Annotated in this window: 13 protein-coding genes, 1 pseudogene and 1 riboswitch; of the genes and pseudogenes, 10 read left to right on the top strand and 4 right to left on the bottom strand. The window is 41.7% G+C overall.

Features of this window, described 5'->3' with window-relative positions; genetic code table 11:
- Window positions 1-359 precede the first annotated feature (359 nt).
- Both H5300_RS22630 and H5300_RS22625 read right to left on the bottom strand, forming a co-directional pair.
- Entirely contained in the window at window positions 360-2789 is a 2430-nt protein-coding gene (locus tag H5300_RS22630) for a bifunctional diguanylate cyclase/phosphodiesterase (protein ID WP_182796956.1), read from the bottom strand.
- Window positions 2790-2792: 3 nt separating this feature from the next.
- Entirely contained in the window at window positions 2793-3824 is a 1032-nt protein-coding gene (locus H5300_RS22625; protein ID WP_065607247.1) for a PotD/PotF family extracellular solute-binding protein, read from the bottom strand.
- A 359-nt stretch (window positions 3825-4183) separates the two neighbouring features.
- On the opposite strand from H5300_RS22625, the gene H5300_RS22620 reads away from it, so the two are divergent.
- The 6 genes from H5300_RS22620 (at window position 4184) to H5300_RS22595 (ending at window position 7917) form a co-directional block, all read left to right on the top strand.
- Window positions 4184-4834 carry a LysE family translocator gene (locus tag H5300_RS22620; RefSeq protein WP_182796955.1) on the top strand — a complete coding sequence of 217 codons (651 nt, stop codon included), beginning with the start codon at window positions 4184-4186 and terminating at the stop codon, window positions 4832-4834.
- Between the two features lie 277 nt (window positions 4835-5111).
- Window positions 5112-5912, top strand: coding sequence for a PhzF family phenazine biosynthesis protein (locus tag H5300_RS22615; protein WP_182796954.1), 801 nt, complete (start codon window positions 5112-5114; stop codon window positions 5910-5912).
- Window positions 5913-6035: 123 nt separating this feature from the next.
- Window positions 6036-6539, top strand: a complete 504-nt coding sequence (locus H5300_RS22610) for a YgjV family protein (RefSeq protein WP_017080131.1) — start codon at window positions 6036-6038, stop codon at window positions 6537-6539.
- A gap of 76 nt (window positions 6540-6615) precedes the next feature.
- Window positions 6616-6930 carry a cupin domain-containing protein gene (locus tag H5300_RS22605; protein ID WP_004730454.1) on the top strand — a complete coding sequence of 105 codons (315 nt, stop codon included), beginning with the start codon at window positions 6616-6618 and terminating at the stop codon, window positions 6928-6930.
- A gap of 104 nt (window positions 6931-7034) precedes the next feature.
- Window positions 7035-7514, top strand: a complete 480-nt coding sequence (locus H5300_RS22600) for a GNAT family N-acetyltransferase (RefSeq protein ID WP_108202800.1) — start codon at window positions 7035-7037, stop codon at window positions 7512-7514.
- A gap of 106 nt (window positions 7515-7620) precedes the next feature.
- On the top strand, window positions 7621-7917 hold the full coding sequence (locus tag H5300_RS22595) for a hypothetical protein (protein ID WP_004730457.1): 297 nt from the start codon (window positions 7621-7623) through the stop codon (window positions 7915-7917).
- A gap of 126 nt (window positions 7918-8043) precedes the next feature.
- Here H5300_RS22595 and H5300_RS22590 read toward each other — a convergent pair whose 3' ends face one another.
- Window positions 8044-8541 (bottom strand): fasciclin domain-containing protein, encoded by a 498-nt coding sequence (locus H5300_RS22590; protein ID WP_108086000.1) that lies wholly within the window; start codon window positions 8539-8541, stop codon window positions 8044-8046.
- A gap of 202 nt (window positions 8542-8743) precedes the next feature.
- On the opposite strand from H5300_RS22590, the gene H5300_RS22585 reads away from it, so the two are divergent.
- Together H5300_RS22585 and H5300_RS22580 are read left to right on the top strand one after the other, a co-directional pair.
- Complete coding sequence (locus H5300_RS22585; RefSeq protein ID WP_054541169.1) at window positions 8744-9727, top strand: DUF2860 family protein; 984 nt, start codon at window positions 8744-8746, stop codon at window positions 9725-9727.
- Window positions 9728-9893: 166 nt separating this feature from the next.
- Window positions 9894-10388, top strand: a complete 495-nt coding sequence (locus H5300_RS22580) for a GNAT family N-acetyltransferase (protein WP_065681405.1) — start codon at window positions 9894-9896, stop codon at window positions 10386-10388.
- Window positions 10389-10487: 99 nt separating this feature from the next.
- Here the strand turns inward: H5300_RS22580 and H5300_RS22575 are convergent, their stop codons facing one another.
- Window positions 10488-11270 carry a LuxR C-terminal-related transcriptional regulator gene (locus H5300_RS22575; protein WP_182796953.1) on the bottom strand — a complete coding sequence of 261 codons (783 nt, stop codon included), beginning with the start codon at window positions 11268-11270 and terminating at the stop codon, window positions 10488-10490.
- A 167-nt stretch (window positions 11271-11437) separates the two neighbouring features.
- Window positions 11438-11537: riboswitch (purine riboswitch) on the top strand.
- A 90-nt stretch (window positions 11538-11627) separates the two neighbouring features.
- Between H5300_RS22575 and H5300_RS22570 the strand changes: the two genes are divergently transcribed.
- Both H5300_RS22570 and H5300_RS22565 read left to right on the top strand, forming a co-directional pair.
- Window positions 11628-12626: an adenosine deaminase gene (locus H5300_RS22570; RefSeq protein ID WP_182796952.1), complete on the top strand. Its 999-nt coding sequence runs from the start codon at window positions 11628-11630 to the stop codon at window positions 12624-12626.
- A 363-nt stretch (window positions 12627-12989) separates the two neighbouring features.
- A pseudogene (locus H5300_RS22565) lies at window positions 12990-13705 on the top strand (Crp/Fnr family transcriptional regulator).
- Window positions 13706-13988: the final 283 nt, after the last annotated feature.

Here is a 13988-nt window from a genome sequence, read left to right as displayed (position 1 = left end):
GCTGATTGCTGATTGCTGATTGCTATTTGCTATTGCCTGCCAGTTCTTGTTAATGCTTCCCAGTTTCCTAGCTCTTGTTACGGCTTCCTAGCACTTGTTGAGCTCCACATTTATCTATCCTTCCTTATTATACCTATTTAATACTACAAGCCTTGTCCGTGCCAATGAACGTAGTCATTAGTTAAGTAGCGATTTTATTTGTTTACTCAGTGTCAGCCCCAAGATATTGAACGTGTATTGCGGCCGTAGATATTGGCTCATTTCAGACGCTATTACAGGTTTAAAAGGGGCGGGAAAGTGGCCGTTTTTTAATTAAATAACATGACTGTTAAGGCGCATGGCAATTAAATCGAACATTTTTATTTATGATTAAGCACGACAACCCTTTCGTTAGTAGTTGGTTCTAAAAGGGCTTGCTGATCAAGAATAGTTTGCGGATTGTGGTCACGAACAAATTCAATGAACTCGATGTAAGTGAGTGGTTGGCTGAAAAAATAACCCTGTATTAGGTCGCAGTTGGCTTTTCGAAGGTGATGATACTGTTCGAGAGATTCGACACCTTCGCCAACAACGAATGTATCACAAGAGTGCCCTAAGTTAACCATAGACTCGACCATCTTGCGGTCAGCTTTGTCGTGGACGATATTATCGACAAAGCTCTTATCTATTTTAAGTTCATCGACAGGGTAATGAAGAAGTTGGTTAAACGCCGTGTAACCCGTACCGAAGTCGTCGAGGGAAACTTTTAAACCTAAGCTTCTGATGCTCTCAATGGTCTGCACGGTAAGCTTGCTGCTTTTTACGTAACTGGTTTCGGTAATTTCTATAATGATGTTGCTTGGAGGAACTTGATAACGTTCGAGTACCTTTCGAATATTGTCCGCAAAGTTACGGTTGTAGAGCTCCATCGCCGAGATGTTAATGGACAAGGTGCCTTTATATTGGTGAATATCTGCAAGCTCTTTATAGGTCTTGATTGCGGTACTAATGACCCACATGTCGAGCTTGGATATTAAATTACTTTTCTCTGCGACTGGAATGAACTCATCCGGCCCTGCCTTTATATCAAATAGAGCAGGGCAGCGAATCAGACATTCTGCTCCGTCGATCTGAAGTGTCTTAGCATTGAAAATAGGCATAAAGCGAAGTTCAAAGTTGTCACTCGCGCAGCACTCCAATAACCTTTTCTCGATAACATCATGTCTTTCAAGTGAATGAAGTAGTTCTTCGCCGTAAACAATCCGGCTCTCTCCGTCACTGTGGTCCTTAGCATTAATCAACATCTCATCAATACATCGGTGCCATATCTCCTCGAACTTAGGGGTATCGACGGGTAGTACACCAGTTGCAATTGAAAGCCTGAACCCATAATAATCTAGGAAAGTCGTACCTGTTAGGGTGTTGTTAATGTTCTCAATTTCTTCGTTTATTGATTGGTGTTCACCCACTTCCAATATGGCAATGAATTGGTTCCCTCCAAGCCTTGCGATTGAATAGTCGCTGCAACTAAAACCGAAAGAGGATTGTTGATTCTGCAGGGTTTCTCTTAGTGTTTTGGCTAGACTAACGAGTACATTGTCGCCCACCTTTGCACCGTATAAATCATTGATTTTACGAAAGTCGATAATGTCCCAACAAACCAAGTAGCAGTGTGGGCTCATTGAACTTTTTATACGCACATCTAGGTGTCGTATAAATGATCGTCGGTTTGCTAATTTGGTTAATTGGTCGAATTCAGCTTCGAATTTCAATTCCGTTAGTGAGTCAATGTAGGCGTTCTTAAGTCCGTCGATCTCACTTTGTCCGGATGACCGTTTAAAGTATCTAAGTTTGAGTCCACCAATGGAGATTTCGTGTAACAAGTCTTTGAGTGGGCGCACTAATTGATAACGTACGACCATGTGTACGATGAGCATAATAATGAATAATATCGTTAAGCCACCGAGTAAGGTCTCCTGAGCGATGAGGGATTTTTCGTGATTGAATTTCTTTTCACGAATATTGACTTGAGCGAGGAAGTGACGACTATTCATCTCGACTTTGATTCTGTCTTTGGTTTGTTCAAAGGACTTAATAACGAACTGTGTATTTTCAATATGTTCGGTATCTGATGACGGTTCAATCAGAAGCTGCATGTTGTCATCATCGTTGTATTTGGTGAGTAAATCAGACAACTGTTTTAATGGGCCGTCTGCAATCAATATGTATCGATTGACACTGTTATTTGCACGTTTGTCTTGAGGGAGTAAGTAAGGATCGATAGCTGCAACATAAGCGTATCTGAGCTCACCACTCACTGAGATATAAGAGAAGCCTTCATGAGATAGCTCGTTTTTATTAATCAACGAAGTATAGATGTCGAAGACTTTCTCATAGATGTTGTCGGGGATCTTTAACCCTTCGAAAGGGTCTGCTCGTAAAGTAGAGAGTGTTAATTTGAATTTAGGATCGACGACATAGATATTACGTTGACCAAACTGATTAACGTGACTCTGGTTTAAGACACGAAGCACTCTTTTTTCCAGCAGGGACAGGGTTGTGTAGTCACCCGGGTTTTGAATATATCGCAAGAACTGTAGGGATGAGCCAATATCTTTCACTAGCAAAGATAAGCCAAGCTGCTCGTATTCAGCCGCCACGAGCGCGGTGTTCACATCCGATTGTACTTCGTCTAAGTACATGTGTTTCGCGTGGTTAGAGGCCAAGTTGTAAGTCACCATTCCGCCTATTGCAAATACGAACAATAAGGTAGGAATGAGCACAAAGTAGAGCTTCTTTAATACTGGCATTAATTATCTCAAACTGTCGACAATGCGGTTACGAATTTGAATGCTATTGGGTTCGAGTTGCTGATACAGATAGCTGCGTTCTAAGACCTCTTTGCTAGGGAAAAGCTCCGGATCATTTTGGTACTCTTGTGTCGTTAAGGCTTTTGCTTTTGAGCTTGGAGTTGCAAACCATGAATCCATTGCGTTTTGAGCTGCGATCTCGGGTTGCGACAAGAATGATAAAATCGTTGTTGCTTGTGTAGACAACTCTCCGTTATTAATCGCAGCAATGCACTCTAACCATAACGTGGTGCCTTCTTGAGGCACAGCGTAGGACCAAGAGGCATCAGGCTCCAAATCATTGAGTACATAACTGTCACCAGAATAACCGTAGGCAAGGTCGATGTTAGCAAGACGTTCGGGTTGGCGAATGTAGTCGATGACGTATTCGTTGCTTTCTAGGTGAGGCTTTTGAGCTTGCAGGGTTTTATAGGCAACGCGAAGTTCCTGCTCATTATTGGTAAATGGATCAAATTGATTTGCTAACAGTGCAGTACTCACCAAATCCGTAGGTTCGTAATACATACTTATGCGGCCACTGCTGTTCGTGTCTGGTTCGAGAATAGCGTTCCAAGAGGTGGGAGTGTTTACTTTGTCACTTCGATATAAGATTCCCGCAGTCCCCCAAGCGTAGGGAATGCCATACTCGCCACATCCTTCAACCCAACGTGAATCTATGTTACCAGCAATGGATTGTTGTAACTCACTGAGATTATGAAACAGGTTCTGCTTGGCTAACGCATTGAGCTTTATACTTTCTATAATGACGAGCTCAAATGCGCCACGACGTTCGCTTAATAGCACTTCATCTCTGATCGACTCATCAGAAAAAAACTGCTGTTTCAAAGAAATGCCGTACGTGTCGCTCAGTTGGGTCACGACGCTATTGGATAGAAATTCATCCCAATTGTAGAGATAAATATCATTCTGTTGGCTAAACGCTGTGCCAGTTAAAAAGGATGATGACGCAAGGACTGAAACATAAAATGCTTTCACTGACGGATTCCTTTCCTACTTTGCTTAACTAAATCGTAGCCCAAATTTTGCGACCTGCTTCAAATTTACGACTCTTATTTTAGTACAACCTAATATATTTGATGCGCCCACTTACTTTCAGCCCGCAAATTAGGGAATAAATGAGCCTTTATAAAAAACACCAAGCTAAATCATGGCTTAGCGGTCTAAATATTAAAAAGCGTGTTATTTGGGCCGTCTTTTACCTAACGAGACCGGTGAAAACGTGTTGTCTGTCTGATTCTCTTAGTATCGAAACCCTAATAATTAACCCAAAAAGCTAATTGTAGGTTAATTATGCAATAATAATGCATTAAATTTTACAATAAGGACATTGGTTTATGGATGCGGGTTTAGTTGGGATTTTTGTTACCGTGGCGATTGCTCACTTTCTAGCGTTATTGAGCCCCGGGCCAGACTTTGTGATTGTGGTGAAGAGTGCTGTTCGAAATAAGGGAAGAAAAGCATTAGGCGTTGCATTCGGTATTGCCAGTGCGAATGCAGTTTATATTGCTTTGTGCTTGGTTGGAGTAGGGTCGATTCTAGCGGCATCCGTTTCCGTTATGATTGTACTGAAGATCATTGGTGGTCTGTATCTTGTTTATCTTGCTGTGCAAGCGATAAGAGCGAAGAAATGTAATTACAGCAATATGGATGTTACCGAAGGAGATAGCTTCAACCAAACGACTTTTCTCAAAGAATTCATTACGGGTTTTCTATCAGGAATCCTTAATCCCAAAAACCTTTTGTTCTATTTGAGCTTATTCACGGTTGTGTTGAACAATGACATTGGCTTCATGTTTAAGTTGGGGTTAGGTGTTTGGATGACGGTGGTTGTATTTGTATGGGATGCGGCGATCATCTTCCTGTTATCTGCACCTAAAGTGCGTCAAGAGTTTACACGTGTTGCTTACTATATTGATAAAGTGACAGGAGTCATGCTGGGTCTGCTTGGCTTGACCATTGTGAAATCTGCTCTGGTACGTCAGTAGATTCACCATTGCTGAGTAACCTTACGTTTGTGGCACGATACAATGCCTATGTGCCGCGAATGTGTGCTTGTTTGCTACCAGGCAGATACGTTTGATCTCTTATCTGCCCGATATTAAACCTTCTGCTTAATCGCCTATTATTTTCATAACTCTTTGTTTATCATTCCTTACTTCTTAAATAAGTATTAATTATGTTGCTGTTGAACACTTGTAGCACGGGGTGTTTGTGCTTATTGTAGGCAACAATATTTATCCAATATAAGAGCTAGGAACTATTGTGAATTTAGATATATATCAAGTGGACTCGTTCACAACTCAAGCTTTTAAAGGAAACCCAGCTGGGGTCTGCATTTCTCAAGATCTACTTGATGAGTCACTCATGTTCTCAATCGCTGAAGAGATGGCGGTATCCGAAACGGCTTTTCTTGCGCTTAACACCATGACGCTAAAATGGTTCACTCCAGAAATAGAAGTAAAACTGTGTGGGCATGGCACATTGGCAACCGTTCATGTAATGAAAGAGCAAGGGTTGGTTAAAACAGGTGACAGTGTTGCGTTTAACACCTTGTCGGGTGAGTTATCTGCCACAGTTTGTGAATCGTCTATCGAACTTGATTTCCCTAGCACTCAGTTGTCATTGAACTCAGAAGCTAATCTCACATTGCTTGAGCTCTTTGGTTTAGAACCGCACCAAGTCGTTTCATTCCGAGAGTTTGATTCCAAGCAGTTAATCGAAGTTTCCTGCGAGCAAGTGTTATTGGCTCTTTCACCTAACTTTGATGCTTTAAAGAGTATTAAAGGGCGAGGTGTTGTGGTGACGGCACTTTCATCAAATTCTAAACTCGATTTTGTTTCTCGTTATTTTGCGCCATGGGTTGGGGTTAATGAAGATCCTGTTACTGGATCGGCACATTGTGCATTGACGCAGCACTGGGCTGAAAAGCTAAACAAAAGCTGCTTCAGTGCTTATCAGGCGTCTCGTCGTGGTGGGTATATGTCGACAGAGCTATTAGCAAACGGGCGAGTAAAGTTAATCGGTTCTGCTATCACTGTGATCAGTGGTGTGTTGAAACTTTAGATTTTTATAGAAGCTTTAGATCGCTGTTTGCTCTGTTTTGTTGTAACCGCCTAGTATGTTTTATTCGATTATTCACAGTGAAAGAAGCGGCTAGGGCGTGATGTTATTATTGAAGGAATCACCGTGTCAGATTTTTATCTTTCTCAAGTATTAGTCGCAATTGCTATTTGTTTCGATCTTCTGTCTTTTCAGTTTAAAGAGAGAAAGAAAATCGTTACCTGTCTGTTCTTTGCTGGCGTGCTTATTTCGAGCCACTTTATTCTTCTCGAACAATGGACAGCGGCGAGCTTAATGACGATTGCCACTATTCGCTATTTGACGAGTGTATTTTCTACATCGTCTAAGTTTAAATATTTGTTCTGTTCCATGTCAGTGGTCGCAACGGTTGTGACTTACTCGGGGCTGACAAGCATATTGAGTTGCTTTGCTTCCGTATTTCAAACCTTTGCAGCCTTCAATAAAGATGACCGCCGATTAAGAGAGTTGATGATCATCGGAACCAGCTTCTGGTTGGTTCACAATTACTTAGTTGGCTCGCCAACAGCAGTTCTGATGGAGGCGCTGTTTATCTGCAGTAACTTGGTGGGCTATTACCGTTTTTATTTCAGAAAGAGTGCTGCTGCTTAGGTTTTACAGTGCAGCTAAGGCCCAGGTTGTTAATCAATTCAATTCCAATCAATTCAATGTTAGCTAGGAGAGCTTGATGCCAAACATTTACAATGATGTTCCTTCGTCAATACCCAATGAAATATTCAATGACCTGATTGCAAACGACGGTGTTCGAATCGAAAGAATATTGTCGCATGGACATAGCTCACCAGAAGAGGGTTGGTATGACCAAGATGAGAATGAATGGGTGATGGTGATTGAAGGTAAGGGTGTCATCGAGTTTGAAGATGGACGCGTTGTTACTTTATCAAAAGGGGATTACATCAACATCGCTGCACGAGAAAAGCACAAGGTCATTGGTACGGACAAAGACATGGTGACGATCTGGTTGGCTGTGTTTTATCGTTGATGTCTTGTTCTAAAGCTGAGCCTGTTGAGCTTGGACTATTGAGCCTGCTGATTCAGCTGTCTATTTGCACCTCTGAAAGAACTTAAGACAAAAAGGAGTATGTCGTGGTTAGAATTCGAAACTATCAAGCGAGTGATGATAAAGCACTGTGGGAGATCTTCTTTCATACCGTACGTAACGTGAATGTTCGAGATTATTCTCAACAGCAAGTAGAAGCTTGGGCACCCAGTAGCTTTGACTTTGCGTTATGGAAAAAGCGTATGAATGGGTTACAACCCTTTGTGGCTGAACTCGATGGTTGCGTAGTTGGCTATACTGACCTGCAACCAAGTGGTTTGATTGATCACTTTTTCTGTCACCACGAATATCAAGGGAAGGGGGTAGGGAAAGCGTTGATGGAGCATGTTTTCACTGTGGGTCGAGTTCGTGGTATATCGAGATATTTCTCTGAAGTAAGTATTACCGCAAGGCCTTTCTATGAGCATCTTGGCTTTAAAGTTGTCAATGAACAGGAAGTTGAAATGCGTGGTGTAAAGCTGACCAATTACGTGATGGAAAAGGTTGTGCCTTCAGACGAACGGTAATCTCATTTTTGTTACAGTTTTCACCTGTTTTTGGTTCTCTTCTTAAAGAAAAATCATCACTTTAGCGATAATATTCACTGCAACTAATTTGAGTGAAGGAAGTAACGTGGGAATTGAAGCTTTAGCGTTTGTGATGGACGCACTAATCACCGCATGTTGCATGTACATCGCCTCCAAAATGTCTTTCGTGGTCGCAGACTTTAAATCCCTTCTTACTATTGCTGTAATCGTTGCTTTGGTGTCATTGATTCCGACAGTGGGCTGGGTGTTGGGGTTGATTCTGTTTGTGTTCCTTCTCGGGAAAGCAACGCACTCTAGTATTGGTGATTGCATCTGGGTGGTGGTCTTCACGAAGGTGGTGTCGATGGCGGCATTTCTAATATTCGGCCGCTTGTTTGTGTAATTCGGGTTCTTGTCGATATAAAGGCAGCCTCGGTTGGCTGGAGACCGTTATTAACTTTTTAATTAAAAGATGAAAAGGGTGTGACCTGTCACACCCTCTTAAAACCTTTGACCGATGTTGTATTTCTTATTTAGGCAACAGCACAGCGTCAATCACATGGATAACACCATTGCTAGCCTCAACGTCTGGCATAATAACTTTGGCGTTGTCTATCATTACGTTGCCGTCATCTATCGCTATCATTACTGCACTGCCTTGAACCGTCACTGCACTATTTAACTTCATAACTTCAGCTGCCATGATTTTACCTGGTATTACATGGTATGTGAGCACTGCAACTAGTTTGTCTTTGTTTTCTGGCTTCAACAACATGTCGACCGTTCCTTTTGGTAACGCAGCAAATGCCTCATCAGTGGGAGCCAATACAGTGAAAGGGCCTTCACCTTTCAATGTATCAACTAAGTTTGCTGCTTTTACTGCCGCCACTAAAGTATTGAAAGAGCCGTTTTCCGCCGCAACATCAACGATATCTTTCTTCATCTCGTGGTGGTTAGCGTGAGCAAAAGCCGTAAAAAGAAGCGTCGCAACTAGCACTGATGTGGTTTTGATTAATTTGTTAAACATATTGTCTTCCTTTGAGTTATGTCCGTTATTTTCGAGAAGTACTACGAAAGCTTAAAAGCGATAGATCAACTTATTGCACCTTTGAACCTATTTTTTAGATACCCAATTCGTCAGTTGAATAAATGTCTCCGTTAAATAGTTGTTATAATTTCAATTTAATACATATAGTTAACGGGTGATTATTCAATTAATGGATGTGAATATGAGGTTTGTTTTACCAGTTGTATTTTCGGCATTCGCTTCAATGCCAGCTTATAGTGGCCTTGCACCAACGGAAGGTTTCAGTGGTAACTTTAGTGTCTTGACGGGTGTATCTTCTGACAGCAGTAACTTGAGCACCGAGCAAGACGCGAATCAAGCAACCAACACCAAGGAGGGGGACAGCGAAAATCAAGGGCTACTCGGTTTTTTGGGTACGGTTCAATATACCTTTGGTGAGTCACTGACTCATCAAGTGTATGCGGGTACCACTCGAGAGGATATTGCAACAGGTACCATTGCTTTTGAGATTGGTTATCGACATCAGCTATCTGGAGGCACAATATTGGATTTTTCTGTTCTTCCTACGCTTATCTCGGGCAAGGCTTGGACGGATCCGTATGCTGTTGGCGTTAACCGAAATGAAACGGATGTGAAAGGTAATGTAGGACGACTGCAGCTCACTAATATCGGTGGAACTGGTTTTCGAACGGATCTCGCATTTGGACAATCTGATGTTGATGAAGAGCTATCTGGTAGCCAAGCCTTATCTCCGGAAGATGCTGTGCTGCTGGATAGGGAAAGAACCTATGTGTACGCCAAAGCAGGGTACCGCTTTATCTTGCCAAACCAAGCAGGTCTATTTGTTCCTTCAATGGTGTATTTCCACTCAGACGCAGAAGGAGGGGCACTCAGCTTCGATAGTTATGGTATTGAATTAAACTACGCGAAGAGAATCGGTCGCCACGGTTTTGTTGTTACCCTAGATGCAAGTGATCGTGAATATGATGAGTCGAATCCAATTTACGGGCAAGTACGTGAAGAGAATGAATACGGTGCATTTTTAGCTTATGAGTTCGGTGGCTTAATGGGTTATGAAGATTGGTCGTTTATTTCATTACTCGGTGTCAGGTCGATTGACTCTAAGATTGACTTTTACAGCTCTGAACAAGCATTAGCGAGTGTTGGTGTTGACTACAAATTCTAATATTCACACTACGTCAACAAAACTAATCAAAGCAGAAGCTTAAGAGCAGCCTTTCTATTTGTGTAATTATTTCGAGCACTTACACCTTCAAAGGTTGTAGGTGCTCGTTGCTATCCGTAATATGAAAATTAGCTTATGGACAAAAATAATATGATAAGGAAGCGCTTTGGAAATACAAATTAGACATCTTGAACCCACCGATAACCAAGATATTTTTGATATTTATCGACACTCGTCAGTATTAGAGAATACCTCACAAAAGCCTTGTCTTAGCTCTGATCAAGTGGAGCGACTGTTTGGTCACTCAGACCATTTCACTTTAGTTGCGGAGGTTTCTGGCAAGGTCGTAGGTCACATTACTTTATTCATGACCACGAAGGTGAGAGACAGACATTGCGCTGGTCTTGCGATAGCGATTAATCCGGAGATGCATGGCAAAGGGGTCGGTAAGGCTTTAATGCTAGAAGCGATCAATCAAGCCGATAACTGGCTTAACCTCGTGCGTCTTGAGTTAGAGGTTCATGCCGATAACCACTCCGCGATTGCTTTATATGAACGAGTGGGTTTTCAGTTAGAAGGCACGAAAAGGCTGAGTACATTCAAAGCGGGTAAGTATATCGATATGTTATTGATGTCGAGAATTCGACCGGATTATCGTTGAGAGTGACTTAACTCAGTTTAGTTGAAATTGGCCAATAAGATAGTGATTAAACAAAGCCCTTAAATCATTGATTTTTAGGGCTTTTATACGAATATAGCGTTATTTGTTGTCGATACCGAAACCATTGCGCAGCGCAAATTGAATCAGTTCGGTATGGTTGTCGAGTTCCAAAATATCCAACATGCGGTATTTGTGTGACTCAATGGTTCTAGGGCTTAAAAAGAGGATCTCCGCACATTGCTTTGCGGTGTAACCTTGTGCCAATTGAGTTAGAACTGCACACTGCCTTTTGGTCAGCAATAATAGCTTTTCACTCTCGTTAATATTATTGGTTTCATCGCTGGTGACACTACGAGTCATTTTGGAGTGCTGCCAAAAACAGAGCCAGATGTCACTCAGCAATTTGATTCGCTTCATGTCAGCCTCTTCAATTGGCTTATCGTAACGACTGAACCGTGAGAAGCCGATCGCTCCCCACTGTTGACCAAACAGCGAAAGGCTTACAATCCCATGCCAATGGGCACCTTCTTCAAAAAGTACACGTAACGGGTCGAGTTTATGGTTCTTTAGTGTTTCCTCAGGGAACAACTGCCAACACTCTTTTGAACGTAAAAGCTTTAGGTAATCAAGATAATTGCCTTTTAGAAAGCGTTCCATTTCAAGCGGTGGAGTATCTGTTTGGGATACGGAAATACTTTTTCCTGTATCCAGAAGAATCATTGAGTTTGGAAACAGGGTAAGCCTGTCGAGCTTAAACCAAGCGAGCGCTTCTCTTGCTAGTAAGAAAAAAGTGCTATCGAAATCTTTGGGTTGGCATGCGGTCAAAGTGTTGGTTTGGTGAGAGAGGAGATCCTCAAAGCTCGCGAATTGGTTATCTTTCATATTGACCGTCTTTTGTGGTTTTAGACAAAATAGCGGCAATAGCTAAAGTGTGTCAACCTAATGTTAGAATGATGTTCTGAATAAGGTGTGGCGAGTATTCTTAAATGCTACTGAGTAATTTATTAGTTTTATGGAGAAACGATTAGTCAAATTCACACTGAACTCTGTATAGTAGCAACCGTTTGCTTCGTATAACCCCAATGATATGGTTTGGGGGTTTCTACCAGCTCCCGCAAAGTGCTGATTACGAAGGGTTTAGATCACAATTGTGTTCTTACTCTTTGTAATGGCGTTCAAGAAAACCTCCTGTCTATTATTCAGAGTAAGTGCACACCTAAAATCCATAGTAGGTGAAATATGAACGCATTTATTCAAGGGCTCCCAAAAGTAGAGTTGCATTTACACATTGAAGGTTCGCTCGAACCTGAGTTACTTTTCCAACTTGCTCAACGCAACGGCATTGATCTGCCTTATTCATCCCCAGAGCAGCTAAGACGCGCATACGAATTTGATGATTTACAGTCATTTCTGGATATCTATTATCAAGGTGCTGATGCACTGCGCACAGAACAGGATTTCTACGACTTAACATGGGCTTATCTAGAACGCTGTAAAGCCGACAATGTTATCCATACTGAAATTTTCTTTGACCCTCAGACACATACCGATCGTGGCATTGCATTCGACACCGCTATTAACGGCATTCATCGTGCGCTTGAACAGGGTCATGAAGAGTTGGGCATTACCTCTCAAATCATCGCATGTTTTCTGCGCCATTTATCTGAAGAGAGCGCCATTCAAACGTTCGCCGATGTGTTGAAGCATCAAGACAAGATCATCGGAGTTGGCCTAGACTCTTCTGAATTAGGGCACCCACCAGAGAAGTTCAAGCGTGTATTCCAACAAGCAAAACAAGCAGGTTTCTTAACGGTGGCGCATGCAGGAGAAGAAGGGCCTGCTCAAAATATTGTCGATGCGATTGAAATGCTCAGCGTGAGCCGAGTGGATCATGGTGTGCAGTGTATGACCGACGAAGTTCTGATAGCCGAATTGATTGAAACCAAAATGCCGCTGACCGTGTGCCCACTGTCTAATATTAAATTGCGTGTATTCGATGAGATGGAAGATCACAATATTGTTGAGTTGTTAAGACGAGGCGTAGCGGTGACGATTAACTCGGACGACCCTGCATACTTTGGTGGTTATATGTCGGATAACTTTAACGCGGTGAGTCAAGCTCATGAGATGACGGAGCAAGAGCTTGCTCAATTTACTTTAAATGCAATAGAAGCGAGCTTTATTGAAGAATCATTGAAACAGCAATATCGTGATGTTGTTTTGGCGTATCTCGCTTAAGTCAAAAGTTAAGAGTTAAAAGCTTCAGTATGAAGCTAAAGGCGAAGTTTAGGGTATAGGTGAATGCGAACGAACTCTCGGCATTCTGCGATTTAGAAAGCTTAAACGGCCAACAAGTGTTGGTCGTTTTTATTTTGGTTCTCAAGCGGGTTTTGAGCTAGATAAGTGGCTTAAGACATTAAGAAATATGATTTTATTTGCGTAAAAACATCTTGTCTTAAGCTTTAATGAACTACATTTAAACGAGGTGTAGATATACAGTGTCACGCTGTATTGAAATAGAGATCAACTTAAGCATAAGCATAAGCATAAGCATAAGCGTATAAAAGCAGACACAGAGATTGTCTGAGGAGGAACAAACTGTTGTTAGATCCAACAATCAGTGAACAAATACAATGGCCGTGTGAATTGTCTGCGGACTTGATAGAAAGCTTGCTTGATATTGCCATTTTTAAATCGGGTGTCGACAGCTTTGAGATTACAAAAAAGTTTCAGAATTTGCCCGGCGTCTTTTATATTTTAAGTGGCTCCGCTGGAATCTGTTTTTCTACAGAAAACATGAAAGCTTATCTGGTGGTGTTATTGGAAGGGGAGATTGGATGGGTGCTTTGTCTATACATGCTGACTACAACCTCTTTGCAGTGGCAGAAGAAGTCGAGCCTATCACTATGGTACTTTTTCCTGCAAGTAAGGTATTAGAGCTCGCAGAGCGGAAATGCATGGTTTACAAATGGCTACTTCACTGTGGAACCAAAGCGCAATCTATTTGGATGCAGGCTTACTTATCCTCGATTCATGAAAAAGAGCAGAAAACCATTTACGTCTTGTTGGAACTTGCGGCACGCCAGACCAATATCGCGGGGGCAACCGTCAGCATTAATATTTCACAAATTCAATTGAGTTCGATAACAGGCATATCAAGACCTAGGCTAAACGAAGTTCTTAAAGGGATAGAGCAGCAAGGCTTGGTTAAGATACAAAGAGGAAAGGTGTTTATCACCGATGTTAAGGGCTTGTATGAGCATATTTCACCGATGAATTTGATGATACGAGATCCTGTTGCTGAAATTAAGGCATGAATCTTTAACACTACGAGCTAACGTTTGGATTACTAGATTTTCAGTGTTTATTAGATATTTCAAAAAATTATGCACAGTGTTCTTTTAGGAACATACATTACAAGAGAACATCTATAATGTTCAGTCTAGATTTATAAATTGAATTAGAGCGGAATAGAATTGTTATGAAAATGGCTGTATTGGAATATAAAGTATTGGGGCTTGGTGATTGGATTAAAACAACGGTTTCTAGCCGCTGTGCGCACTTACTGGCTGCAGAATACAAAGCGCTAGGATGGCCAAC

It is taken from the genome of Vibrio sp. SG41-7 (genome assembly GCF_014164465.1).
GTDB classification, from domain to species: Bacteria; Pseudomonadota; Gammaproteobacteria; order Enterobacterales; family Vibrionaceae; genus Vibrio; species Vibrio splendidus.
The sequence above is the reverse complement of the archived record's forward strand: the minus strand, read 5'-3'. Positions and strand labels throughout refer to the sequence as shown.